Raw genomic sequence first — 23,169 nt, 5'->3', positions numbered from 1 at the left:
CCCGGCTAGACTCGCGGGGTGGCAGGCCGGATCAAGGAAGAGGACATCGCGCTGGTGCGCGAGCGCGCCCGGATCGACGACGTCGTCGGCTCGTACGTGACCTTGAAGAACGCCGGCGGGGGCAACCTGAAGGGCCTCTGCCCGTTCCATGACGAGAAGTCGCCGTCGTTCAACGTCACCCCGTCCCGCGGTTTCTTCTACTGCTTCGGCTGCCAAGAGGGCGGCGACGTCATCGACTTCATCCAGAAGGTCGACCAGATCACCTTCTCCGAGGCGGTCGAGACGCTGGCCTCGAAGGTCGGCATCCAGCTGCGGTACGAGGACTCCGGAGCGCCGGTGCAGCGCGGCCCGGGCAACCAGCGGCCGCGGCTCGTCGAGGCGCACAAGGTCGCGGCCGAGTTCTACGTCGACAACCTGTTCGGCGCGGCCGAGGCCTCGATCGGGCGGCAGTTCCTGGACAAGCGCGGCTTCGACAAGGACGCCGCGGTGCACTTCGGGGTCGGGTTCTCGCCGCGCGGCGGCGAGGCGCTCACCAGCCACCTCCGCGGCCGCGGCTTCACGAACGCCGAGCTGGTCGCATCCGGTCTGTGCGCCGACGGGCAGCGCGGGCTGTACGACCGGTTCCGCGGCCGGCTGATGTGGCCGATCCGGGACGCGTCGTCCGACGTGATCGGGTTCGGCGCGCGCCGGCTGTTCGACGACGACCGGATCGAAGCGAAGTACCTGAACACCCCCGAGACGCCGATCTACAAGAAGTCCAAGGTCCTGTACGGCGTGGACCTCGCCCGCCGGGAGATCGCGAAGGGCCGGCAGGCCGTGGTCGTCGAGGGCTACACCGACGTGATGGCGTGTCATCTCGCGGGCGTGCAGACCGCGGTCGCCACCTGCGGTACGTCGTTCGGCGACGACCACGCGCGGGTGCTGCGGCAGCTCCTGCTCGACCACGACCAGTTCCGCGGCGAGGTGATCTTCACCTTCGATGGCGACGCAGCCGGTCAGCGCGCGGCGGTCAAGGCCTTCGAGGGCGACCAGGCGTTCGCCGCGCAGACGTACGTCGCGGTCGAGCCGGACGGGCTGGACCCGTGCGACCTGCGGCTGCAGAAGGGGGACGCCGCGGTCCGCGAGCTGATCGGGCGGCGCGTCCCGCTGTACCGGTTCGTGCTGGGGAACGTGCTGTCGAAGTACGACTTGGACCGGGCCGACACCCGGATCGACGCGCTGCGGGATGCGGCGCGGCTGGTGATCAGCATCCGTGACCGGTCGAAGGTGGACGCCTTCACGCGCGAGCTCGCCGGGCATCTGGGGATGGACGAGGACCAGGTCCGATCCGAGGTGTACAAAGCGGCGTCTCGGCAGCCTTCGACTTCGGGACAGGTGCACGTCAAGCAGCAGACGGTTGGGACCGTTGAGCCCGCCCGGCCGCGGGTGGATATCCCGTCGCCGCGGGATCAGCGGTTCGTGATCGAGTGGGACGTGCTGAAGGTCGCGATGCAGCATCCAGCGCTGGTCGGGGTCGCGTTCGACGAGCTCGACGACCACGACTTCACGCATCCGTGGCTCGGCGCGATCCGGGCCGCGATGGCGAAGATCGGCGGGCCGTCCGCCGCGCCACCCGGCGAGGCCTGGGTGGTCGCCGTACGGGATGCCATCGGGAACGACCCGGCGGCCGCGGTGGTCGGTGCGCTGGCTGTGGATCCGCTGCGGTTGGGGCGGGAGCCCGACGAGCCGTATGCGCTCGCGTTGCTGGCGCGGCTGCAGGAGCTGACGTGCGCGCGCCGCATCCAGGACCTGAAGTCGAAGCTGCAGCGGACGAACCCGATCGAGCGCGCGGACGAGTACAACCGGATGTTCGGCGAACTCATCGCGCTCGAGGCCTACAAGTCCGAACTCCGCAACCGCGCCATCTCCGGGGCGATCTAGCTCTCGTCCGTTTTGAGGTGTGAGACGAGCTTCGCCGTCTGGTCGGCGTACTCGGCGGCGAACTCCTCACTCCCAGCGTCCAGGCCCAGCGCCTGGGCGATCTGTGGGAACACCACCGGCGCGGCCGCGAGGCCGAACAGTGCGAGTGCGGTGTGCCGCGGATCCAGGTCGGGCGCGAGCTCACCCTCGTCCTGACGGCGCTTGAAGTCCTCGACCATCGCCCGGAAGCGGGCGCGTTGTCCCTCCCGATCCAGGTTGCTGGTGTCCCGCTCGACGGCCTCGCGGACGAGCAGCCGGAGCAGGTCCGGCTGTGCGATCGCGGCACTCGCATACGCCCCGACCACCTCGCCGAGGGACTCCGCGTCCGCTGCGAGCTCCGGCTCGCCGGCCCGCCAGCGCTCGGCGACCGCCCGGTACAGGCCCTCCTTGCCACCGAAGTAGTACGAGATCAGTTGCTTGTTGACGCCTGCCCGGGCGGCGATCTCGCTCACCCGCGCCCCGCTGAACCCGTGCGCGCCGAACTCGACCACCGCCGCGTCCAGCAACTGCTGCTTGCTGCGCTCGGGGTCGCGTTGCCGCTGCTCAGGGTCCGGTGATCTCCGCACGGAAATCATCCTAGCGGACTTCCATCCGGCGTGCTAACTTAATCAACCAGACGGATGACAAGGTTTGCCAAGCGGATGATTGGAGTCGGAGATGAAGGTCGCGATCATGGGTGCCGGGATCGGTGGGCTGGCGCTGGCGCAGGGGTTGCTCAAGACGGGTGTGGACGTCACGGTGTTCGAGCGCGATCCCTCCCCGCAGTACCGCAAGCAGGGCTACCGGATCCACATCAGCCCGGTCGGCGAAGAGGCGCTGGCCGCGATGCTTCCGGACGCGGTGCGGCGTCGGGTGATCGCCACGGCGACGCAGCCCGGTGACCTGGTGGCGGGCTTCGACGCCCAGCTGAACCAGCAGTTCGAGCAGGTATACCCGGTGGCCGGTCCGGATGCCGTGACCTCGGTGGATCGGTATGCGTTTCGCCGCGCGTTGATGACCGGGCTCGACGACGTACTGCAGTTCGGCAAGCAGTTCGCGTCGTACGTCGAGACACCCGACGGGGTCGAGATCGCCTTCGCGGACGGCACTTCCGCGGTCGCCGACGTGCTGGTCGGCGCGGACGGTGTCGGTTCGCGCGTGCGGGGTCAGCTGGTGCCGGAGCTCGACGTGCTGGACATCGGGGTGCGCTGCATCTACGGGAAGGTGCCGTTGACTCCGGCCGTCCGGGAGACCGCGCCGGAAGCCTTCCTTCGCGGGTTCTGCTTCGCGAGCGACGGAGCCGGTCTTGGCGCGGCGTTCGCACCAGTGGTGTTCCGGGAGCCGCCGGCGGAGTACGGCGACTATCTGATGGCGGTGCTGACCGGGACGAACGCGGTGCTCGGTGCGTCGGACGAGGAACTGTTCGCGATGAGCCCGGCCGAGCTGTGGGCGGTCGTGGAGCGGTCCGTGGCCGACTGGCATCCGACGGTCCGCGAGCTGGTCGATGCGGGGGAGCCCGGTGCGGCCTTCCCGATCACGCTGCGGACCTGCATCACCGTCCCGTCGTGGTCCTCGTTGCGCGTGACCCTGCTCGGCGACGCCGTACACCCGATGACCCCAGCCGCTGGCGCCGGCGCCAACACGGCCCTCTGGGACGCCGCGCGATTGACGCGCGCACTGACCTCGGACCAGGACCTCGTGACGTACCAGCAGGAGGTGATCGCCAACTCCCAGCCCATCGTGACCGAGTCCCTCCACAACGCCGAGCGCATGTTCAAGGTCTCGGTGTGAGCTGCTCCCGCAACCTTTCCTGTACGTCGGGCAGCCGCTCGAGCATCACGAGCGCGGCCTCGTGACGCGCCCGGGCGTAGAGCTCGAGCGACGGGGTGACGGCAGCGGGATCGTCGAGCGGTTCGGCGAGCGGGTACGTCGACGCGAGCGTGTAGGCGCACCCCGTGGCGACCGAGGACACGAGGTCGTCGACGTGCGCCGCGGGATGTTCGTCGCGGTAGGCGAGCAGCAGTTCGGCGAGCCCGTCGATCCAGTCGTCGCCGAGCATCACGGTGCGTGGGTCGCAGCCGATCCGGGCGATCTCCCACGCGGTGAACCGCGGGCTCGGTGGCTGGAAGTCGATCACGGCGGCGACCTCGTCGTCGCGCAGCATCAGATTCGGAGAGGCGAGATCACCATGAACGATCTGCACCGTCAGGTCCGGCAGCTCCGCCAGGATCGCGCCGGCCCGGTCGAGCAGTCCCCGGCGCTCCTTGGCGGCCTCCCAGGCCCACTGCTCGAACGGGCTGAGGCCCGAGCGGTTCGCATACCCGTCGATCACCCGATCGAAGGATCGCGGCGCCTTGCTGACATCGCGCACGCCGACAGCCGGTTGCCTCGTCGGCGTCGCCGCCGGATGTTCGGCCAACCGTCGATGCAGTCGGCCCAGCACGGTGCCGACCGCCTGCCAGCGAGCACCGGTGAGCCCACCCTCGGCCGTCTCGCCGTCGACGAACTCCCACAACGACACCGGCATTCGTTCGCAGATCAGGTTGCCGTCGAGAGTCCGCCGTACTGCCGGCACCGGGACTTCACCTTGACGGGCGAACTCCGTCAGTTCGATCGCCGCGCGTTCGCACTCGAGGTCGCCACGGTAGAGCTTGGCGAACCACCGCCGGCCGTTGTCGGCGACGACGCGGTAGTTGATCGTGTTGGTGCCGGCGGGGATCCGGTGCAGTTCGGCCGTGTGGACGCCGTACGAATCCCGCAGGGCGTCCGCGATGTCAGTCAGGATCGTTTCCCCTCACGCCGTCGACGGCCTCGCGCAGGACATCGGCATGACCGGTGTGCTTGAGGTACTCCTCGAGCAGGTCGATCGCGATGCGCCGGCGGTTCGAGGTCCAGGCAGGGTCCGGGTCCTCGACCAGGGCGTTCAGGCCGCCGTTCGCACTCAGTTGCTGCCAGGCGGCGCGGGAGCGCGCGGCAGCGTCGTACCAGAGCGCGTAAAGCTCGTCCGGGTCGTCGGTGACTGCGGATTCCCAACCCCAGCGATCGTTCTCGACCCAGTTGCGCGTGTCCCACGGCGGGGCGAGCGGCTGTTCGGCTGCCCGCGCGGTGAAGCCGTCCTCCACGAACGCGAGGTGCTTGATCAGCCCCGCCAGCGTCATGGTCGACGGTGGATGCGTCTGTCGGAGTTGCTCGGCGGTGAGCCCGCCGGTCTTCCACGCAAACTGCTGCCGCACCCGGTCCATCGCAAACTGCAGCATCTCCACCTCATCACCCCGCGGACAGTGCTCCTTCGGCAGATCTCTCCAGTCCATGACCACCCCTTCGTGGATGCCAATCCGTGAGGCCGACCCAGCATGCCGTTTCGGAACTGACAACGTCGTCCCCTTCTCGGGTGCGGCACTCCGACTTACTGTGAGCCCCGTCACCACATTCTCCAGGGGAGGGGATCCACCAATGAGGGACGTCCGGAGAAATCTGATGGCAGTGACCGGGGCTATCGCCCTGGTCGCCGCCACGCTCGCGGCACCGGTCACAGCCGGCGCTGGAGCTACGAGCGTTGCCGGGGGAGACACCGAGTATCTGGTCCTGCTCGAGGCGGGCGCGGACCGTAACCAGGCCATCGCGGCGGTCAAGGCCGCCGGCGGTGAAGTGGTCAAGGAAAACGCGCACCTGGGCACCCTGACCGTGCGCGCGGCCGCGTCGGGGTTCGTCAGCCGCGTGTCCGCGTCGAGCGCGGTCGAGGGTGCGGCCCGCAGCCGGCCGATCGGCACCGTGCCGCAGCAGAAGCCGCGCACCGTCGAGAGTGAGAACGGCGCGACCAGCAAGGCCGGTGCGGCGGAGGCCACGAAGACGGTCGGGATGGACCCGCTCGACGCGCAACTGTGGGGCCTGAAGATGGTTCGCTCCGATCTGGCGCGGATGGTCCAGCCGGGCAAGAAGTCGGTCAAGGTCGGCGTACTCGACTCAGGGATCGATGCCCGCAACCCGGACATCGCGCCGAACTTCGACTGGAACCTGTCCCGCAACTTCGCGCCGGACATCCCGGAGATCGACGGCGTGTGTGAGTTCCGCGGCTGTGTCGACCCGGTTGGCTGGGACGACAGCGGTCACGGCACCCACGTGGCAGGCACGATCGGTGCCGCGGCCAACGGCGTCGGCGTCTCCGGTGTCGCGCCGAACGTGACGCTGGTGGAGATTCGCGGCGGCCAGGACAGCGGCTTCCTGTTCCTCGGCCCGGTCACGGACGCACTGACGTACGCCGGTGATGTCGGACTCGATGTCGTCAACATGTCCTTCTACGTCGACCCCTGGCTGTACAACTGCACCGCCAACCCGGCCGACAGCCCGGAGGCGCAGGCTGAGCAGCGCACCATCATCCGCGCGATGAACCGGGCGTTGAACTACGCGCACAACCACGGCGTCACGCTCGTCGGCTCGCTCGGCAACAACCACGAGGATCTCGGCAAGCCGCGGACCGACATCAGCAGCCCGGACTTCCCGCTCAACACGGCGTACCCGCGCGTGATCGACAACGCGACCTGCGTCGACCTGCCGGTGGAGGGCCCGCACGTGATCGGTGTGTCAGCGCTCGGTCCGTCGACGACGAAGGCCGACTACTCCAACTACGGCGTCGAGCAGACCGAGGTCTCCGCGCCCGGCGGATGGTTCCGCGACTACTTCGGGACGCCGCAGTTCCGGACGAACGAGAACCTGATCCTGTCGACGTACCCGGTGAACACGCTGCAGGCCGGCGGACTGGTCGACGCTGCCGGAAACATCACGCCTGCCGGCGTCACGGCCGGAGCGCAGAAGCAATGTCCGGCCGGTGTCACGGACTTCACCAAGTGTGGGTACTACTTCGTGCTCCAGGGCACGTCGATGGCGTCACCGCATGCCACCGGCGTCGCCGCGCTGATCGTCAGCCAGTTCGGTAAGAAGAGCCACGGCGACTTCGGGATGGACCCGGACAAGGTCGGCCAGATCCTCATGAACACAGCGCAGCCCCGAGCCTGCCCGACCCCGCCACTCCAGACCTACATCAACGAAGGCCGCTCCGAAGAGTTCAACGCCCTCTGCGAGGGAACGCGAGACTTCAACGGCTTCTACGGCCACGGCATCGTAGACGCCTACGCCGCCGTAACCCGCCACTAGCCGCACGCTGAGGTTGCCCCTCCGAACTCCGGAGGGGCAACCCAACCACCTGATAGTCCGCTAAGAAGACGGCCAGGAGGACATTCCTCCGTGCCCTGCACCGTTGATACTGACAAGACGGTCAGCATGGCGATCACGGAGGAGTCCATTCATGAGCCTCATCGGAGGTCTCGTCGGGTACATCCTGACGGCGTACATCCTGGTATTGATCGCCCGGATGGTCCTGGACTGGACAGGCGTCCTCGCAAACGGCCCTCAATGGGCAACCCGAGCCCGCGCCCTGACCCACGCCTGGACAGAGCCAGTAATCAGCCGAGTACGCCAAGTCCTGAAACCGGTCCGCGTAGGCGGCCTGTCCCTGGACCTGGCCTTCACAGCAGTCTTCCTCGCCGCCCTGATCCTGCGCTCAATAGCCTTCAGCCTGTAGGCCGCCCGGGCCGGACGGGGGATGCGACGTCCTGACCCACTCCGTCATTAGGGCTGTCCGTGCGTCGCCTATGCGCCGTCCAGCGCTGCCAGTTCATCCTCGGTGAGGATGGTGGACGCGCCTACCACGGCCTGCTCGACCTGTTCGACGCTGCTGGCTCCGACGATCGGGGTCAGCGCCGGGCTCCCGGAGGCCAGCCACGCGAGCACCACCTGGCCCGGTCGGAGTCCGCGCGCAGTGGCGACGCGGGTCAGCGCGGCCAGCCGTCGTTCTGTGCCGGGGTGGCGGTACTCGGTCTCGAGGGGGCGGTCGTTCCGGTCGTACCGGCCCTGGAGGGTGGCGGTGTAGACCCAGCCGTCGAACGACGGGTTGCGTCGGAGGAAGTCGAGGCCGTCCGGTGACAGCATTCCCAGCGGGATCGGCTGGCCCTCCACGGCCATGCCGCCGGCGGGCTGAAGGTAGGAGTAGCGCTCCTGGTACGCGGCTGGTTGCGGGTGGCCGGCGCGTTCGGCGGTGGCCCGGATCCGCTCGAGCAGCCAGGACGGGTGGTTCGACACGCCCCAGCGGGCGGTCAGGCCGTCACGGACCAAGCCGCCGAACGTCTCGACCAGATCCTCCACCGGAACGGTCGGGTCTTCGACGTGCGCCCAGTACAGGTCCACACCGTCCACGCCCAGCCTCTCCAAGCTCTTTGCCATGGCTCCCCGCACGACGTCCTCGCGCAGCCCTTCGAGATGGTCGGGAAACCCGCCGACCCGCGTGGGCTGGGCGCCGACTTTGGTACTGAGGCGGACGCGGACCCCCGGATTGGACGCCAGCCAGCGGCCCAGCAGCGCCTCGCTCTGGCCGCCGAAGCCAGTCTCGGAGGTCCAGAAGCTGTAGTTGTCTGAGGTATCGATGAAGGCCCCGCCAAGTTCGGCGTACCGGTCGAGCATCGAGAAGGCGGTCCGTTCGTCCACCCTGGTGCCGAAGTACATCGCCCCGAGGGCCATCGTGGGTGTGTTCATGGCCCCAGCCTCGTTGCTGAAGCGCGCTCCAGGTCAACCCGCGCGGGCCGGTTCTGGCTGGCAAGAGCCCGAGCCAACCTGTGAAGGATGACCCGGGCTCACACAGACACAAAGTAGGGCGGGCGGGACTCGAACCCGCGGCCCAGGGATTATGAGTCCCCTGCTCTAACCAGCTGAGCTACCGCCCCGTGTGCGGGAGATCGTATCTGGTGGGTGGGGGTGTGGTGCGAAACCAGGGGTGGGTCAGGGGTTCGACTGAGGGGGTGGTTACCGCTGACCGGGCATGATGGAGGCAGCAGGTCCGGACGAAGGGAACCCTATGGGCTGGTTCATTTTCCTGGTGATCGTGGTGGGCGCCATCGCGGCGTACAAGTACCGCGTGCCGCTGCTCGCGAAGATCCTCGGTCAGCCGCAGCAACGTATCCAGCGAGCGATCGACCGGAAGAAGGGGAAGTAGACACTTCCTCCCGAAGCACGAAGAGACCCTGACCGCAGGTTGCGGTCAGGGCCTCCTTGATGAGTGGGTGGCTGGTCAGCCGACCAGGACCGCTACGACGGACGCGGAGGCGGCGATCTCGCCGCTTCCGGCGGAGCCGGCGTCGTCGTTGTAGCCGAAGGCGAAGACCTCGACCGTGGTCGCCTTGTCGACGGTCACGACCTTGACCGTCGAGCCGGTCAGTTCGCGGTCCTTCGCGGGCGAGATCTCGGCGCCGAGGATGGTGCCGTAGTCAGTGCCGAACGCAGTGTCCGAGGCACCGACGCGGAGGGCGAGCTGCGGCCGGGTGCCTTCTGCGCCGGCGGTGGTGCGGGCGAAGAACGCGGTCGAGTTCAGCAGCCAGGTGCCGGGCTCGAGCTTGAACTCGCCCACCTTGGTCTTGTTGGTCTTGAACGACCCGCCGATCTTGTCGATGGTCACGGCCTTGAAGTCGGCGGACACGCCGGCCTTGCCGTACACGTCCGTGTTCTTGAGGAACGCTGCGCGATCGCCCGGCACGAGCTTGCTGGCCGGGATGCTGTTGTCGACGACCTGCGACGCTGCGACCGAGCGCGGGCAGAGCGGGTACGACAGGGTTTTGCAGTCCGGTCGTACGGCGCCGTTCGCCGCGACCGTGACACCGACCAGCACGCCGGCCCCCAGTACGGCGGCCACCAGCAGTCGGCCACCTTTGGTGTTGAAAACCTTCTTGATGTTCACAGGGTTCCTTCCCCTCCATCCCCGAGGCCCCCCTCGGGATACTCAGAGGAAAGTAGCCCAGTTCCCGGTCTAGGCCAATAGCTACGCGAAAATAGATTCGTGGCGAATCAATTCGGGAACTTCAGGCACCAGGCGGTGAGCGTGACCTTGGCCGTCGTACCGAGGTCGGTGTCGACCGGCCAGACCGCCGGGCGGTCGCCGCGGTGGCGCGCGACGGCGAGATAGGTGCCGGAGGCCTTGTCCTCGGCAACTTCCACGGTGCTGGACCAGGAGACGGCGGCGAGCGCCGATTCCCCTTTACGTAGGCGGATCTGGGTCGGGCCCGGGTCCCTTGCCATGTACGACGTACCGTGCGTGATCGTCACGTTCATCGTTCGTCGGCGAGCGTTGAGTACGGCAACGTCCGGGTATCCGTTGAGGGTGATCGGAGCGGTGCGGCAGTTCGTCAGTTTCAGTACGACGGCTCGATGGCCGAGCGCCGGCTCAACGGGCCCGACGGTGATCATTGCGCCTGACGCAGGACAGGTTGGCGGGGGAGGAGTAGGCGTAGGTGCCACAGTTGTCGGCGTACTCACCCTCGCTGATGTCGGCCCTCCAGCCGGCTCGGAGCCCGCTGCCTCGGTTCCGCAGCCCGTCAGCAGTACGAGCCCACCGACCAATCCCACCCACCCCCGGCGATGCATTCCCCGAACCTACCTGCCCCGCGGTTGAGGCCTGGAAAATGCAGAAGCCGGGCTCCTGTGGAGGCCCGGCTGGTGTGTTGCTCCCGCGACTGGACTCGAACCAGTAACCTGCCGGTTAACAGCCGGCTGCTCTGCCAATTGAGCTACGCGGGATCGTGGTGATGCTCAAGCCCTCGATCCCCGAGGACCTGAGTAGGTTAGCAGGCGGGCGGCGAACTACAAAAACGGGATTCGGGCCGCTGCCGGGTCAGATTCCGAACTCGTCGCGGACCTGCCGGAGGGCTGCCTCAGCCGCGTCCACGACGCCGGGCTGGGTGGGCTCCAATCCCTTGTCCAGAACGAAGTTCCAGGTGACGGCCGCGTCGGTGGCAGCCGGGTTGCGGCGGCCGACAATGCGTACGCCGCGCTTGCCGGACAACGGGACATGACGCTGTACGACGATGCTCGCGTCGACGCGCTCGCGGAGGAGCTGGCCGAAGCGGCCCGGGTCCTCGACCTTGAGCTCGGTAGCGCGCAGGGGGGTGCCGAAGTCGGTGGTCTCGTAGACGTGCAGGACCGACACCTCGGAATCCCAGTTGGCGCGCTCGATCTTCTCCCACCCGACCCGGCGGTCGGCGTCTGCGGCGTCCGACGGCAGGTAGACGGCGGCGCGGGTGCCGGCGACCCAGCGGCCGTTGGTCAACTCGACGGCGGCCAGGACGTCTTCCTTGCTCCCGGTCGACTCGCGGGCGGCGGCCGACACGGCCTCGCCCAGCTCGCGCGGCCAGGGATTACGCAGAAGTCTCACACCCACATCATCCCAGCCGCACCAAGAAGCCGATCAGCGCACCCGACCAGGGGCCGTCGATCAGGCGGCCGGTCAGGCGACGTAGTCGCGGAGTTGCGGCAGCGCCCGGCGCCGGAGCTGCCGCAGGGCTTCGCGCTCCAGCGCGCGAACCTTCGCCGTGTTCAGACCGAGTTGCATCGCGATCTCCTCAGCAGTGGACGGGATATGGCCGTGCAGTCCGTACCGGCGGTGGAGCACGGTCTGGTGCAGGTCGTCGAGAAACTGGAGGTGATGGGCAAGGTCCCGGCGCAGCGCGGCCCGCAGGACGATCGGGTCGTCGTCGATCACCGGGTCGGTGTCCTCGACATCGAGCGTCTCGGGTTGCATCCGCCACGCCTGCGCCCGCTCGATCCGCGCGATGCTCAGCCCGGTCGCCCGCGCGAGTTCCGGCGTACCGGGTTCACGTCCCAGCTCCTGGGTCAGGTCGTGGCGCGCCGACGCCACCCGGGACGCGTCGGCGTACGCCTGGGCGGGCATCCGCACCAGGCGGGAACGGTCCGAGATCGCGCGTCCGATCGACTGCCGGATCCACCAGATCGCGTACGTCGAGAACCGGTGCCCGAGCCGGTGGTCGAACCGCTCGACCGCCCGCATCAGCCCGATGTTGCCCTCCTGAATCAGGTCGAGCAGCGAGATGCCCTTCCCGCCGTACCGCCGGGCGAGGGACACGACCAGTCGCAGGTTGCCCTCGATCATCCGCTGCCACGAGTGCCGCCCGAGCGCGACCACCTTCTGCAGGTCGCCGGGATCGTGCCGCCCGGGATCGCCAGCTAGTCGCTCCGCCGCCAGAAGGCCGGCCTCGATCCAGTACGAGTGCTCGTTCACCTCCTCCAAGGTCAGTAGTTCGTGCTGCCCGATGTCGCGCAAATACGCCACCAGCGCGGTGATGTCCGCCGGTTCACAGTCGAGATCTCCCATTCCGGACCCTTCGCCGCCGATCTCCTTGCCAAAGAGAGTGCCGCGAATCGACCCACGCCGGACCGGTGACTTCGAGTATGTGGATAACTACCTCGAGTCAGCTCCAGGCTGGGTACGACGGCGCCAGTGCGGCGTACCACACGACTGACCCCTTGACCGGCTCCGACCGCTTGGTCGAGCCCGCCATCGACGGGCGCACCGGCCGCAGCATCGAGATGATCCCGACCTTCGGGTGCTCCACCGGTTCACCGGCCGGTCGTTCCCGCTCCGCGAGCAGGTCGAGTACCTCAGGCGTACGCGCGGAGGCCGCTGAGGAGGCCGTTGTGGAACGGGTTTGCGTCGACCGTGTCGAACCAGGCCGTGCCGGTGGTCAGGGGCTCCAAAGGCGGGATGGTGACGGGATCGGGGGAGGGAGTGGCTGGGCCGCCGCGGAGGATCTCGTCGTCGACCTCGGGTGCTGGCATGTCGGGCAACAACACGAACGAGTCGGCGAAACCGTTCCCGGCAACACCATCCCCAACAAAACCCGCGAAGGTGGCAGCTGCGCGAGCGGACGCCCCGGCCGGGTCGCTGCGGATCTTCTCCAGGTCCGCTACGACGGTCTTCCAGGTGACGGCCGGGTCGCCGTAGTCGATCGCGCGCGACAGCCGACCGACCCTGATCGGCGTCGCCGCCGGCGCGAGCGGTGTCATGAGCGACCGGAGGCCGTAGCGGGCACGACCACCCACGACGACCAGCCGGATGTCGGCCTCGGTCGCCTCGATCACACTGCGATAGGTGCCCGCGGCAGAGCGCCGTACGACGACCAGGTCCGCGAGTGCGCCGGGCTCGAGCCGACCGACCGGACGCGGCCAGACCCCGGACAACGCCTCACCGGGATTCGACGTCACCATCCGGACCAGTTCTTCGTCGGTGAAGACCGATTGCGTCTTGTTCCACAGATCGGCAACCTTCAACTCCCACAGGACATTTCGCGTTCCCGACGGACCCCAGTCCGACCCGAGGCACAACCGCACCCCGGCCGCATGCGCGGCTTTCACATCTGCCGTTGCCCCGTACAACCAGAAGTTCGAGAACGGCGACCAGACCAGACTCGAATTCCCGACCTTCATCGCCGCGAAATCATCGGCATTCAGCGCCCCGCCGTGAATCGCGACCAGCTGCGGTTTCACCACACCGACATCGGCCAGCAGCCGGAACTCGGATCGCAGTTTCGGATCCGACCCCTCCGCCGAATGCGCGATGAATCCACGCCCGGCCTGCACAGCGGCGGCGTACGGCGCCAGCGCGGCCGCGTTCTCGGCGACGAGGGTGCTGACCCGGATGAAATCGTCGTGTGTCCCGAGTTTCTCCGAGTCGACGTTCCGGATCAGGTCGTTGTCCGGCGGTACGGCGCCGCGCGGGTTCCCCTGGATCGACGTCGTACCGCCGACGATCGCCCGAGTCTCGACGTACCGGAGCAGCGCCCGCCCCGCGGTGGCGCCGAGCAGGCGGGCCGGCTGGCTGATCTGGCTGCTGTACGTCGGTGCGCGCCCCCACTGGTTGTGCGAGGTCCACGGAACGGCGCGTGCAGGCTCCGTCCACAAGGGCAGGCTGTTGTACATCAAATGGTTGTGCAGATCGATCAGACCCGGGCAGATCAACCCGCCCGCGGCGATCCGCGGCGCATTTTCGAATCCTGCCGGGACGGGATCCAACGGCGTGACCGCCGCAATCAGCCCGTCGTCACCGACGTACACCGCGCCGCCGGTGAGAACTTCCCCGCCGGATCGCATCGTCATTACGGTTCCACGCAGTACAAACATGGCCCACCCTCCCGTAGAATCCCCGTTGCCGCCCCTGATCATGAGCGTATCGCCGAGGGGGAGGTAGTTCGATGGGTGATTTCGATCCCGGTCCGCCGGCTCCGGTGGCGCGACACTTCGCGAAGGTTCCCAGTTACGCGGATTTCCGGGAATTGTTCTGGCACGACTGGGGTCCGGTCTTCTATCGGGGACGGCTCAATCGCACGGCCCGGCTGCTCGCGATCGCGTCCGACCCGGGCCCGACCGAACGCATCGCCGGTCGCACGCTGGTCGGTGACGCCGGTCAGCGCGTGCAGGGCTTCCTGAGCAAGCTCGGTCTGACCCGCAGCTACGCACTGGTCAACGCTTACGCCTATGCGCTCAGACCGTCTCGCGCACAGCAGGCGGCACCGCTGCTCTCTCGGCCTGACCACCTCGCCTGGCGCAACACGCTGCTCGACCTGATCACCGGCCCCGAGTTGCAGGCGATCGTCGCGTTCGGCACCCAGGCCCGCTCAGCCGTGCACCTGTGGACGGACAGGCCCGACGTACCGCTGTTCGAGGTACCGCATCCGTCGAGTCGCAGCCCGAAGGTGCTCGTCGACAGCTGGCGGCACGCGATCGTCGAGCTGCGGGCGATCGTGACGCCGGATCCGGACGGCGACACCACAATTCCCAACTATGGCGTGAAGTTCGCAGAGTCCGACTACGCGCCGATCCCGCCGCGGGACCTGCCGTTCGGCGTACCGCCGTGGCTGGGGAACGATGCCTGGGGACGCAAGGACAAACCCCGGCACAACAACAGCGTCGAACGTCCTGGCACCGACCTCTTGAACACTCTCGTCTGGCGGGCGCCGAAGCTCGGCTGAAATGGTCCGTGGCTGGCGCTACCTTGGTCGGATGCGAGTCGCCACGTGGAATGTGAACTCGGTCAAGCAGCGGATGCCGCGGTTGCTGGACTGGCTGGACGAGCGGCAGCCGGACGTCGTGTGCCTGCAGGAGACGAAGCTCGCGGACGACGCGTTCACCAAGCTGCTGGGTGCCGAGCTGACCGGCCGCGGCTACGAGATCGGTCTGTACGGCGAGCTGCAGTGGAACGGGGTCGCCCTGCTGTCCAAGGTCGGACTCGAGGACGTGGTGACCGGAGTCGCCGGCGCGCCCGGGTTCCCGAATCCCGAGGCGCGCGCGGTGGCCGCGACCTGTGGCGGTGTCCGGATCCACTCGCTGTACGTGCCGAACGGTCGCGTGCCCGACTCCGACCACTACCACTACAAACTCGCCTGGCTGGCGGCGCTGACCGAGGTCGTGGCGAACGGACCGGCCGATCAGATCGTCTGCGGTGACATGAACATCGCCCCGACCGACGCCGACGTCTTCGACCCCGTGGCGTACGTCGGTCAAACGCACGTGACCCCGCCCGAGCGGCAGGCGCTCGCGGAACTGATGGCCGCGAAGGACCTGCACGACGTCGTCCGCGACCGCTGGCCGGACAACCGCATCTTCAGTTACTGGGACTACCGCGCCGGTATGTTCCACCAGGACCTCGGCATGCGGATCGACCTGATGCTCGCCACCGTCCCGGTCGCTGAGCGGGTCAAGGCCGCGTGGATCGACCGCAAGGCCCGCAAGGGCACCGGCCCGAGCGACCACGCACCGGTGATCATCGACCTCGACACCGCGCCGGACGGCGACATCGGTCCGGTCGTGCCGCCCCCGTCCGCGCCGCGGACCGGCCGGAAGAAGACGACCAAGCTTCCGCAGAGCCGCTGACATGCGGCGCCTCGCTGCGGTCGTGATCCTGGTGCTAGCGACCCTCACCGCCTGCAGTGACAACAAAGCTGACGACAAAGCTGACGACAAGCCGCAGCCGATCGCCTGGACCAAGGTCGACGTCGGCCCGGCCGAGCCGGTCACCCTGACCGCCTACGACAACCAGTTGCTGGTCGGCCTGCGGCACCGCGGCGCCAAGGTTGTCCCGGAGCTCCAACTCCTCGACAGCACGGGCAAGCGCACACCGATCACAGTGAAACCGAACCCGGCCAGCCCGTACGCCTTCGAGGCGATCTGGTACTCGATCGCGTACGACGGCAAGCAACTCCTCGCGCTGGGTGGGGCATCGGGCGGCGCGCACTCCAACACCCGCTGGACGGTCTGGACCGGAACGCCGCAGACCGGACTCGTCGAGCAACCACAGAACTTCTGGACCTTCGGCGGCCAGACCGCGGGCGACCTGTTCAGCGCGGTTCGCACGCCGAGCGGTGGCGCGCTCCTCGGCACCTGGGGCGGCGTCCAGACGGGCAACGACGCAATGGTCTGGTTGCCGCAGAGCGACGGCAAATGGACCAGGCAGGACCCGACGAAGACCGCACTGCAAAGTACGCCGTCCCTCCTGGTCGGGCCCGGCTTCGGTACGACGCTCGGCGACAGCATCGTCCTCGTCGGCTCGCAGGTCCGGCTCGCGCCCAACACCGTCGCGCAGGAGGCCGCTGTCTGGCGATCCACCAAGCTCAACCAGGGCTGGACCCGGATCGTGCTGCCCGATCCTGGCAGCCGCAGTCAGGCCAACACCGCGACCTGCGCGAAGGACTGCGTGATCTCCGGGTACGTCGACGGTCAGCTCGCGATCTGGCAGCTCGACGCCTCCGGGGCGGCGAAGCGGCTCCAGGGCGTGCCGTCGATCCCGGTGGGGGACAAGGACAAGCTGCCGCCGCCGATCGTCGACGGCGACAAGGTCGTCCAGGTCGTTGCCCAGGACAACAAGGTGAAGGTGCTCACCGGGCGGGACGGCCAGTGGACCGTCCAGGACGCGCAAGGTCCGGAGGGCACGGTGACCGACGCCGTACTGATGCCGAATCGCAAGCTCTACCTGATCGCCGGCACCTCGCTCTGGCAGACCACCCTCAGCTGAGGAGACCCTTCACGTACGCCGCCTGGCCCGAGTGCTGCGCGCAGTCGTCGATGACGCTGACCAGTCGCACTCCGAGCGTGACCGGTGGGTTCCATCGACGGTCGACGATCCGGTCGAGGCCCTCGTCGGTCACGGTGCTGAGGAACTCCGCGGTCCGTGCGTGTACGGCGTCGTAGTACCCGAGCAGTTGATCCGCCGAGAGCTTCACGAGACCGACCTGGTCGGAGGTGTGCGCATACCCGGTGTCGGCCTCGTCGAGCGGCAGCCCGAGCCGCTCGAACCACCCGTCGGCGGTGTAGACCTGCTCATATCCACCCGCGTCCGCCAGGTGATCGTCCTGGACCCGGGTCAGGTGCCAGACCAGCCAGGCGATCGAGTTCGCCGTGTCATCCGGCCGCGACGTGAGCATCTTGTCGTCGAGCCCGGTGACGACGTCGTGCAGCACCTCCTGAACCCGGCTGTGCGCATCGAGGAGCAGTTCACTTGTCTTCATACCCGCCACCGTAGTCTTCGCTTCAGACACTTCGATGAGAGGGAGCAATCGTGGAATATCGCACTCTCGGCGCGAGTGGCGCCGTTGTCTCGACGTACGCGCTCGGCACCATGACCTTCGGCAACGAGACCGACGAGGCAGGATCGCACGCGCAGCTCGACCGGTACGTCGAGGCGGGCGGCAACTTCGTCGACACCGCGGACGTGTACACGGCCGGCGTGTCCGAGGAGATCGTCGGGCGCTGGCTGGCGAAGAAGAGCAGCGCCGACGTCGTTCTCGCGACGAAGGGCCGGTTCCCGACCGGTGACGGGCCGAACGACGTCGGTACGTCGCGCCGGCACCTCCGCAAGGCGCTCGAGGCGTCACTGCAGAGACTCGGCGTGGACCACATCGATCTTTACCAGCTGCACGCCTGGGACCCGGTCACGCCGCTCGAGGAGACGCTCAGCTTCCTCGAGGACGCCGTACGCGCCGGCAAGATCTCGTACGGCGGCCTGTCGAACTTCACCGGATGGCAGCTGCAGAAGGCGTGCGACCTGATCGCGTACCGCGGGTGGTCGCCGCTCGTCACGCTGCAGCCGCAGTACAACCTGCTGGTCCGTGAGATCGAGTGGGAGATAGTCCCGGCCGCGCAGGAGAACGGCCTGGGCCTGCTGCCGTGGTCGCCGCTCGGTGGCGGCTGGCTGACCGGCAAGTACTCGTTCGACGAGGAGCCTGCCGGTGCGACGCGGCTCGGTGAGAACCCGGACCGCGGCGTCGAATCCTGGTACCGCCGCAGCCGCAACCAGCGTGTCCGCGACGTCGTCGACGCGGTCCGCGAGATCGCCGAGGCGCGCGGGATCTCGATGGCACAGGTCGCCCTCGCGTGGCTGGTCGACCGGCCTGCGATGACATCGGTGATCCTCGGCGCGCGCACGCTCGAGCAGCTGGACGACAACCTCGCCGCAGCGGACCTCCACCTCACCCCGGAGGAGACCGCGAAACTCGACGAGGCCAGCGACCCGGGTGCAGCCGACTATCCGTACGGCGGCCCAGGCGTAGACCAACGCGCCCGCCCGATCAGCGGAGGGCGTGCCTGATCCGATGACCGATCGTGGTCCGATCGCGGACGTGGTAGCGCAGATGCGGCTGCGGGTTGACGAGCTGCCGCCGGAGATTGTGCATCGGCGGTTCTTCCTGGAGACGTATCTGCGCACCACACAGGCTGTGGGACGGGCGATCGACCACGGCCGGTTCGAGGATCCGGACTGGGTCGAGGTCTGGGACGTGCGGTTCGCGGAGCTCTACCTGCAGGCCCACGACGGTACGTCGGTGGCGCGTCCGTGGCGACTGGCCTTCGAGGCGTCGGCGAAGCTGCCGGCGTTGGCGCATGTGCTGCTCGGTATCAATGCGCACGTGAACTACGACCTGCCGCAGGCGCTGCTCGCGGTGATCAGCGACGACGAGTTCCTGGATCCGCAGCTGATGGATCGACGCCGGCGCGATCACGAACGGATCGACGGTGTGCTCGCCGAACGGGTCGCGGCAGAGGACGGTGAGCTCGCCGCGACCGGTGCGCGCAGCCTGATCGATCGCGTCCTTACACCACTCAACCGGCTCGCGTCGCAACGCTTCCTGCGCGAGTCCCGGCAGAAGGTCTGGCACAACACAGTCGAGCTGCAGCAGGCACGCGTACAAGGCAGCTATGAGAAGCGGCTGGGTGAGCTAGAGGTGCTGAGCGCGGCGAAGGTGGCTGACCTGCTCAGGCCAGGACAGGTGTTGCTGCGGCTCGCAGTGACCGGCTTCGGCGTCACCCTGCCACCTCCCTAGCTCGGGAGCACGCCTGACCAGAGCACGCCCAACGCCAGGCAAGCAAGCGTGACCAGCCCGAACACACCGACCCACATCAACGCAGGTACGCCGGTGAGGCGCCGGAGCTGATCCGCGTCGGAGCTACGCCCCTGACCGTGCCGCCGCGAGCGCTGCAACTCCAGCACGGCACGCGGCGCGGCCAGCAGCAGGAACCACGTGAGCAGGTGCGCAAAGGTGGACTGCACCGACGGAGAGCCCCACCACGTCACGCTGAACACCAGGGCTCCGAACACCAGCACCGACCACAGCCCGAACAGGTTGCGGATCTGGAGCAGCAGAATCACCAGCGCCGCCAGCAGTCCCCACAGCAGCGCAACGGCGAACCCGCGGCTGAGGACGAACGCGGCAGCCAGGCCGAAGAGAGCGGGACCGGGGTAGCCGGCCAGCAGTACGGCGATCATCCCGCCGCCGGTCGGCTTGCCACGCGACACGGTGACGCCGGACGTGTCCGAGTGCAGCCGGATCCCGGACAGCTTGCGGCCGACCAACGCGGCGATCAGTCCGTGCGCGCCCTCGTGCGCGATCGTCACGACCTGCCGCGTGTGCTTCCAGATCGGGCGCCAGGCGATCAGCAGCAGCGCGGCCACTCCCGTACCGATGATCAATTGGAGCGACGGCTCCGGCTGAACCGACGTGATGTTGTCCCAGAACTCCTTCACCCGCCCATCCTTACAGGCGAGTGGTCAACTACTGGGGGAAGGGGATGTGGACCGTGACCCGTTCGCGGAGTTGCTCGCTGATCAGCCACAGTTCACCGGTCGCGGGCCAGTAGGACAGGTTCTCGGTGTTCTTCGGTGCTTTGGTCCAGACCGTTGTCGACTCGCCGCCGAGGCCGCGATGCGGGCAACTCGGGTAGTCGATGCCGTCACCGATGTTCCCGGCGTACTCCGGACACACGCCGGTGATCACGAAGCTGTTGCTGTACGACGTCGCGCCCTGCATCCCCCACACCGGCGAGTCGAACGCCTCGACCGCGTGCACGACCCCGTCGGCGCCCGCACGGAGCAGCCCGGTCGACTCGTCGAGCGGCCAGCGAACGATCCGCCGCCCCGCGTCGTGTGCTCCACCGCCACGAACGATCCCGTCCCGCCGTGGTCGATCCCGAGCGACGCGAAGCACGGCTTGGTCCCGGTCGTGTTCGCGCACCCGCCACCGGCGTACCAGTAGGCACCGATCTGCGGCAGCGCGAACGCGTGCCACAACGCGTGATACTTGCCGTCGGCACCAAGGTCGTGGCTGATGGTCCAGCGCCTACTGCGCGGCACTCGGCACGGCACCTCGCCGCACTGGACCATCAGCCACGACCTAGTCCGACCTCACCGGTGCTGGTGTCCGTCCGCCAGATGTGCCGCAGGTCGAACACCCGCAGGACCGCCCCGCCGGCAGGCTGGGCGTCGCCGGAACCGCTGACGCCCTGGGGGATCCAGACGTTCTCGTCGTCCTCGCCGTCCTGCCAACAGAACCCCTGCGGATTGAGCGGGGCGTTCAGGTACGTCGCATGGCACAACGGCCGCCCTGTCCGGTTGGACGCGGCGAGCACCTCGGCAACGCCGACCGGCGCGAGCGGCGGCTTGGTCTCCAGTTGCGCGACGCGGGCGCCGTACGTCGCGAACGTGTCACCCGACACGAGCTGGAAGCCGCTCGCGTCGATGCGTGGGAAGGTTGCCGCCGCCTGCGCGGGCGTCGGGACGAGCACGCCGATCAGGAGGGCGGCCGTCAAGAACAAACGGCTGATCCGCATGCTTTCGATAATGATTGACAAGGCGGTGAGATGTCCTGGTGGAACGGCGTGGCGGGCCGTTGACATCGCCTGGCGCGCGGACGACGGTGGAGGGATCGCGGCCCGGGGAGGGGCTGCCGCATTGGGGGAAAGATGTCTCAACCACGCACGACCAAGCGCCCGGCCAACAAGACAGCAGCCAAGAAGACAGCCGCCAAGAAGACCGCGGCAAAGAAGAAGACCACAGCGAAGAAGACCGCAGCGAAGAAGACCGCAGCGAAGAAGACCGCAGCGAAGAGGACGGCGGCCAGCAAGACGGCCGCGCGTCGGCCGGCAGTGCGGGAAACAGTCGGGACGGACGCGGCGGGTGCTGTCCCGTTGGCGGACTTCCTCGACGCGGCCGGCACGCTGACGCTCGACCAGCGGAAACTCCTGGTGGATCAGGCGCTTCTGCTGCTCAGCGAGAACTACGTGCACTTGCCCTTGAAGGTCGCGATGCACGCCGTGAATCCGTTGCAGCGGCTGCGCGTGATGCGCGCGCGGATGGAGCGTCAGACGGCGGAGACGATGCAGGCCGAGTGGCTGTTCCATCGCGAGATGTCGAGCATCTTCCACTCGGTCCGCGATCTGCACACCAACTACCTGCTGCCGGTGCCGTTCGCCGGGAAGATCGCGTTCCTGCCGTTCATGATCGAGAAGTGCCACGACGCGGACGGTTCCGACCATTACCTGATCACCCGCACCATCACGGGCTACCAGGCCCCGCAGTTCGGTCCCGGCGCCGAGGTGACGCACTGGAACGGTACGCCGATCGCCCGCGCGGTCGCGCTCAACGGTGCCGTCTTCGCCGGTAGCAACGAGGCCGCCAACCTGGCCCGCGGCCTGGAGTCGCTGACCCTGCGCCCACTCGTCATCCAGGCACCACCCGACGAGGACTGGGTGACGCTGACGTACGTCGGCCTCGACGGTTCGGATCAGGAACTGCGCGAGCAGTGGAAGGTCACCACGAACCTTCCGCCGATGACCGATCTCGATGCGATCAGCGAGGCCTCGGCATCGATGGGTCTCGACCTCGACTCCGACGAGAAGTCGCGCGCGAAGAAGGCGCTGTACGTCCGCGACGTCGTCGAACTCGAACGCGGCCAGAGCTCGGCCGAGCTGGCTGCCCCGGCGGCGGTCACCGGCGCGGATCTGCCGACCACGATGCCTGGTGTGTTCCGGGCCCGTGAGGTCGTGACGTCGTCCGGCACGTTCGGGCACCTGCGGATCTTCACGTTCAGCGTGCCGGACCCGGTCGCGTTCCGGGACGAGTTCGTGCGGCTGGCCGCGGTGCTGCCGCAAAACGGCCTGATCGTGGACGTCCGGGACAACGGCGGCGGGCACATCTACGCGAGCGAGTTCACCCTGCAGACGATGACCCCGCGACGCGTCGCGCCGGAGCCGGTGCAGTTCATCAGTTCGCCGCTCAACCTCCGGATCTGCCGCCGGCACCAGGAGAACCCGGCCGGGATCGATCTCGGTCCGTGGTTCGACTCGCTGGACCTGGCGATCGAGACCGGGGCGCAGTACTCGGCGGCGAAACCGATCACACCCGAAGACGGTGCGAACGACATCGGCCAGACGTACCACGGACCGGTCGTGCTCATCACCGACGCCCGGGTCTACTCGGCGACGGACATCTTCGCCGCCGGGTTCGCCGACCACGAGATCGGCACCATCCTCGGCGTCGACGACAACACCGGCGCGGGCGGCGCGAACGTCTGGACGCACGGTCTGCTCGCGGCGCTCCTGAACGAACCACCGCCACCCGACGAGACCTCGCCGTACGTCGCCTTGCCGAACGGCGCGAACCTGCGGGTCGCGATCCGGCGCACCCTGCGGGTCGGCAAGCTCGCCGGTACGCCGGTCGAGGACCTCGGCGTCAAGCCGCAGGAGACCCACCGGATGACCAGGGACGACCTGCTCGAGGGCAACGTCGACCTGCTGAACAAGGCCGGCGAGCTGCTCGCCGCGCTGCCGGTCCGCCGACTCGACCTGAAGACGTCGTTGACCGGGACGACGCTCACCGTCGCGATAGATGCCCAGGGCATCGACCGCGTCGACCTCTACGTCGAAGGCCGCCCGATCAGCTCCGAGGACTACAGCGGCCCGCTCAGCATCGACATCCTGGACGTAAAACCCGGCCAACTCCTCCGCGCAGACGGGTACGACGCGGGCGAGCTCGTCGCATCCCGTCGGCAGGTCGTATAGAAGGGCGGACCGCCACCA

At 68.2% G+C, this 23,169-nt stretch carries 25 protein-coding genes and 2 tRNA genes; 11 read left to right on the top strand and 16 right to left on the bottom strand.

Going from position 1 to position 23,169, the window contains the following annotated elements; genetic code table 11:
• Window positions 1-18: 18 nt before the first annotated feature.
• Window positions 19-1,920, top strand: coding sequence for a DNA primase (dnaG, locus tag EV649_RS04205; protein WP_130380677.1), 1,902 nt, complete (start codon window positions 19-21; stop codon window positions 1,918-1,920).
• On the opposite strand, the gene EV649_RS04200 is transcribed toward dnaG, so the two are convergent.
• On the bottom strand, window positions 1,917-2,525 hold the full coding sequence (locus EV649_RS04200; RefSeq protein WP_241997700.1) for a TetR family transcriptional regulator: 609 nt from the start codon (window positions 2,523-2,525) through the stop codon (window positions 1,917-1,919). The two genes, dnaG and EV649_RS04200, sit on opposite strands and share 4 nt — an antisense overlap.
• A gap of 91 nt (window positions 2,526-2,616) precedes the next feature.
• Here EV649_RS04200 and EV649_RS04195 point away from each other — a divergent pair, with 91 nt between their 5' ends.
• Window positions 2,617-3,729 (top strand): NAD(P)/FAD-dependent oxidoreductase, encoded by a 1,113-nt coding sequence (locus EV649_RS04195; protein ID WP_130380673.1) that lies wholly within the window; start codon window positions 2,617-2,619, stop codon window positions 3,727-3,729.
• Here the strand turns inward: EV649_RS04195 and EV649_RS04190 are convergent.
• Both EV649_RS04190 and EV649_RS04185 read right to left on the bottom strand, forming a co-directional pair.
• Window positions 3,713-4,657, bottom strand: a complete 945-nt coding sequence (locus EV649_RS04190; RefSeq protein ID WP_277875650.1) for a phosphotransferase — start codon at window positions 4,655-4,657, stop codon at window positions 3,713-3,715. The two genes, EV649_RS04195 and EV649_RS04190, sit on opposite strands and share 17 nt — an antisense overlap.
• Before the next feature lie 55 nt (window positions 4,658-4,712).
• The gene (locus tag EV649_RS04185; RefSeq protein ID WP_206751577.1) at window positions 4,713-5,195 is read right to left on the bottom strand and encodes a DUF664 domain-containing protein; all 483 of its coding nucleotides are present in this window, start codon (window positions 5,193-5,195) and stop codon (window positions 4,713-4,715) included.
• 220 nt (window positions 5,196-5,415) lie between these two features.
• Between EV649_RS04185 and EV649_RS04180 the strand changes: the two genes are divergently transcribed.
• Both EV649_RS04180 and EV649_RS04175 read left to right on the top strand, forming a co-directional pair.
• Complete coding sequence (locus tag EV649_RS04180) at window positions 5,416-7,089, top strand: S8 family serine peptidase (protein ID WP_241997699.1); 1,674 nt, start codon at window positions 5,416-5,418, stop codon at window positions 7,087-7,089.
• Between the two features lie 151 nt (window positions 7,090-7,240).
• The gene (locus EV649_RS04175) at window positions 7,241-7,516 is read left to right on the top strand and encodes a YggT family protein (RefSeq protein WP_130380665.1); all 276 of its coding nucleotides are present in this window, start codon (window positions 7,241-7,243) and stop codon (window positions 7,514-7,516) included.
• Window positions 7,517-7,584: 68 nt separating this feature from the next.
• Here EV649_RS04175 and EV649_RS04170 read toward each other — a convergent pair whose 3' ends face one another.
• Window positions 7,585-8,523, bottom strand: a complete 939-nt coding sequence (locus EV649_RS04170; RefSeq protein WP_130380663.1) for an aldo/keto reductase — start codon at window positions 8,521-8,523, stop codon at window positions 7,585-7,587.
• Between the two features lie 114 nt (window positions 8,524-8,637).
• Window positions 8,638-8,711: transfer RNA gene (locus EV649_RS04165), tRNA-Ile, on the bottom strand.
• A 131-nt stretch (window positions 8,712-8,842) separates the two neighbouring features.
• Between EV649_RS04165 and EV649_RS41055 the strand changes: the two genes are divergently transcribed.
• On the top strand, window positions 8,843-8,980 hold the full coding sequence (locus EV649_RS41055) for a hypothetical protein (protein WP_165546613.1): 138 nt from the start codon (window positions 8,843-8,845) through the stop codon (window positions 8,978-8,980).
• A gap of 75 nt (window positions 8,981-9,055) precedes the next feature.
• On the opposite strand, the gene EV649_RS04160 is transcribed toward EV649_RS41055, so the two are convergent.
• The 7 genes from EV649_RS04160 to EV649_RS04135 form a co-directional block, all read right to left on the bottom strand.
• The gene (locus tag EV649_RS04160; RefSeq protein WP_130380661.1) at window positions 9,056-9,718 is read right to left on the bottom strand and encodes a hypothetical protein; all 663 of its coding nucleotides are present in this window, start codon (window positions 9,716-9,718) and stop codon (window positions 9,056-9,058) included.
• A gap of 107 nt (window positions 9,719-9,825) precedes the next feature.
• Complete coding sequence (locus tag EV649_RS04155) at window positions 9,826-10,401, bottom strand: DUF4232 domain-containing protein (protein ID WP_130380659.1); 576 nt, start codon at window positions 10,399-10,401, stop codon at window positions 9,826-9,828.
• Window positions 10,402-10,481: 80 nt separating this feature from the next.
• A tRNA-Asn gene (locus EV649_RS04150) sits at window positions 10,482-10,554 on the bottom strand.
• A 94-nt stretch (window positions 10,555-10,648) separates the two neighbouring features.
• Complete coding sequence (locus tag EV649_RS04145; RefSeq protein ID WP_130380657.1) at window positions 10,649-11,188, bottom strand: hypothetical protein; 540 nt, start codon at window positions 11,186-11,188, stop codon at window positions 10,649-10,651.
• 72 nt (window positions 11,189-11,260) lie between these two features.
• Window positions 11,261-12,145 (bottom strand): sigma-70 family RNA polymerase sigma factor, encoded by an 885-nt coding sequence (locus tag EV649_RS04140; RefSeq protein WP_130380655.1) that lies wholly within the window; start codon window positions 12,143-12,145, stop codon window positions 11,261-11,263.
• A 97-nt stretch (window positions 12,146-12,242) separates the two neighbouring features.
• Complete coding sequence (locus EV649_RS40715) at window positions 12,243-12,386, bottom strand: hypothetical protein (RefSeq protein ID WP_157996167.1); 144 nt, start codon at window positions 12,384-12,386, stop codon at window positions 12,243-12,245.
• Window positions 12,387-12,432: 46 nt separating this feature from the next.
• The gene (locus EV649_RS04135; protein ID WP_157996166.1) at window positions 12,433-13,920 is read right to left on the bottom strand and encodes an amidohydrolase family protein; all 1,488 of its coding nucleotides are present in this window, start codon (window positions 13,918-13,920) and stop codon (window positions 12,433-12,435) included.
• Between the two features lie 101 nt (window positions 13,921-14,021).
• On the opposite strand from EV649_RS04135, the gene EV649_RS04130 reads away from it, so the two are divergent.
• From EV649_RS04130 to EV649_RS04120, 3 genes are read left to right on the top strand one after another with little or no spacing between them, the layout of a single operon-like run.
• Window positions 14,022-14,798 carry a uracil-DNA glycosylase family protein gene (locus tag EV649_RS04130; protein ID WP_130380651.1) on the top strand — a complete coding sequence of 259 codons (777 nt, stop codon included), beginning with the start codon at window positions 14,022-14,024 and terminating at the stop codon, window positions 14,796-14,798.
• A 31-nt stretch (window positions 14,799-14,829) separates the two neighbouring features.
• Window positions 14,830-15,699: an exodeoxyribonuclease III gene (locus EV649_RS04125; RefSeq protein WP_130380649.1), complete on the top strand. Its 870-nt coding sequence runs from the start codon at window positions 14,830-14,832 to the stop codon at window positions 15,697-15,699.
• 1 nt (window position 15,700) lies between these two features.
• Complete coding sequence (locus EV649_RS04120; protein ID WP_130380647.1) at window positions 15,701-16,837, top strand: hypothetical protein; 1,137 nt, start codon at window positions 15,701-15,703, stop codon at window positions 16,835-16,837.
• On the opposite strand, the gene EV649_RS04115 is transcribed toward EV649_RS04120, so the two are convergent.
• On the bottom strand, window positions 16,830-17,330 hold the full coding sequence (locus EV649_RS04115) for a DUF664 domain-containing protein (protein WP_130380645.1): 501 nt from the start codon (window positions 17,328-17,330) through the stop codon (window positions 16,830-16,832). The two genes, EV649_RS04120 and EV649_RS04115, sit on opposite strands and share 8 nt — an antisense overlap.
• 50 nt (window positions 17,331-17,380) lie before the next feature.
• Here EV649_RS04115 and EV649_RS04110 point away from each other — a divergent pair, with 50 nt between their 5' ends.
• Window positions 17,381-18,409, top strand: coding sequence for an aldo/keto reductase (locus tag EV649_RS04110; protein WP_130380643.1), 1,029 nt, complete (start codon window positions 17,381-17,383; stop codon window positions 18,407-18,409).
• A gap of 4 nt (window positions 18,410-18,413) precedes the next feature.
• Window positions 18,414-19,139 carry a DUF5995 family protein gene (locus EV649_RS04105; protein WP_130380641.1) on the top strand — a complete coding sequence of 242 codons (726 nt, stop codon included), beginning with the start codon at window positions 18,414-18,416 and terminating at the stop codon, window positions 19,137-19,139.
• Here EV649_RS04105 and EV649_RS04100 read toward each other — a convergent pair.
• The 3 genes from EV649_RS04100 to EV649_RS41045 form a co-directional block, all read right to left on the bottom strand.
• Window positions 19,136-19,840, bottom strand: coding sequence for a M50 family metallopeptidase (locus EV649_RS04100; RefSeq protein WP_130380639.1), 705 nt, complete (start codon window positions 19,838-19,840; stop codon window positions 19,136-19,138). The two genes, EV649_RS04105 and EV649_RS04100, sit on opposite strands and share 4 nt — an antisense overlap.
• A gap of 28 nt (window positions 19,841-19,868) precedes the next feature.
• Window positions 19,869-20,300 carry a hypothetical protein gene (locus EV649_RS41050; RefSeq protein WP_198682291.1) on the bottom strand — a complete coding sequence of 144 codons (432 nt, stop codon included), beginning with the start codon at window positions 20,298-20,300 and terminating at the stop codon, window positions 19,869-19,871.
• Between the two features lie 175 nt (window positions 20,301-20,475).
• Window positions 20,476-20,922: a hypothetical protein gene (locus EV649_RS41045; protein ID WP_198682290.1), complete on the bottom strand. Its 447-nt coding sequence runs from the start codon at window positions 20,920-20,922 to the stop codon at window positions 20,476-20,478.
• Window positions 20,923-21,054: 132 nt separating this feature from the next.
• Between EV649_RS41045 and EV649_RS04090 the strand changes: the two genes are divergently transcribed.
• Window positions 21,055-23,151, top strand: a complete 2,097-nt coding sequence (locus tag EV649_RS04090) for a S41 family peptidase (RefSeq protein ID WP_241997698.1) — start codon at window positions 21,055-21,057, stop codon at window positions 23,149-23,151.
• Window positions 23,152-23,169 lie beyond the last annotated feature (18 nt).

Origin of the sequence: Kribbella sp. VKM Ac-2569 (genome assembly GCF_004216905.1) — a bacterium.
In the GTDB taxonomy this organism is placed as follows: Bacteria; Actinomycetota; Actinomycetes; order Propionibacteriales; family Kribbellaceae; genus Kribbella.
Note: the sequence above shows the minus strand (reverse complement) of the source record. Positions and strands in the feature narration are given on the sequence as shown.

Bases quoted from the DNA above. Each gene is read 5' to 3' on its own strand.
- EV649_RS41045 (WP_198682290.1), bottom strand. From the start codon at position 20,922: ATGCGGATCAGCCGTTTGTTCTTGACGGCCGCCCTCCTGATCGGCGTG.
- EV649_RS04140 (WP_130380655.1), bottom strand. From the start codon at position 12,145: ATGGGAGATCTCGACTGTGAACCGGCGGACATCACCGCGCTGGTGGCG.
- EV649_RS41055 (WP_165546613.1), top strand. From the start codon at position 8,843: ATGGGCTGGTTCATTTTCCTGGTGATCGTGGTGGGCGCCATCGCGGCG.
- EV649_RS04185 (WP_206751577.1), bottom strand. From the start codon at position 5,195: ATGCTGCAGTTTGCGATGGACCGGGTGCGGCAGCAGTTTGCGTGGAAG.
- EV649_RS04195 (WP_130380673.1), top strand. From the start codon at position 2,617: ATGAAGGTCGCGATCATGGGTGCCGGGATCGGTGGGCTGGCGCTGGCG.
- EV649_RS04155 (WP_130380659.1), bottom strand. From the start codon at position 10,401: ATGCATCGCCGGGGGTGGGTGGGATTGGTCGGTGGGCTCGTACTGCTG.
- EV649_RS04130 (WP_130380651.1), top strand. From the start codon at position 14,022: ATGGGTGATTTCGATCCCGGTCCGCCGGCTCCGGTGGCGCGACACTTC.
- EV649_RS04090 (WP_241997698.1), top strand. From the start codon at position 21,055: ATGTCTCAACCACGCACGACCAAGCGCCCGGCCAACAAGACAGCAGCC.
- EV649_RS04105 (WP_130380641.1), top strand. From the start codon at position 18,414: ATGACCGATCGTGGTCCGATCGCGGACGTGGTAGCGCAGATGCGGCTG.
- EV649_RS04120 (WP_130380647.1), top strand. From the start codon at position 15,701: ATGCGGCGCCTCGCTGCGGTCGTGATCCTGGTGCTAGCGACCCTCACC.
- EV649_RS04135 (WP_157996166.1), bottom strand. From the start codon at position 13,920: ATGCGATCCGGCGGGGAAGTTCTCACCGGCGGCGCGGTGTACGTCGGT.
- EV649_RS04125 (WP_130380649.1), top strand. From the start codon at position 14,830: ATGCGAGTCGCCACGTGGAATGTGAACTCGGTCAAGCAGCGGATGCCG.
- EV649_RS04170 (WP_130380663.1), bottom strand. From the start codon at position 8,523: ATGAACACACCCACGATGGCCCTCGGGGCGATGTACTTCGGCACCAGG.
- EV649_RS04115 (WP_130380645.1), bottom strand. From the start codon at position 17,330: ATGAAGACAAGTGAACTGCTCCTCGATGCGCACAGCCGGGTTCAGGAG.
- EV649_RS04180 (WP_241997699.1), top strand. From the start codon at position 5,416: ATGGCAGTGACCGGGGCTATCGCCCTGGTCGCCGCCACGCTCGCGGCA.
- EV649_RS04175 (WP_130380665.1), top strand. From the start codon at position 7,241: ATGAGCCTCATCGGAGGTCTCGTCGGGTACATCCTGACGGCGTACATC.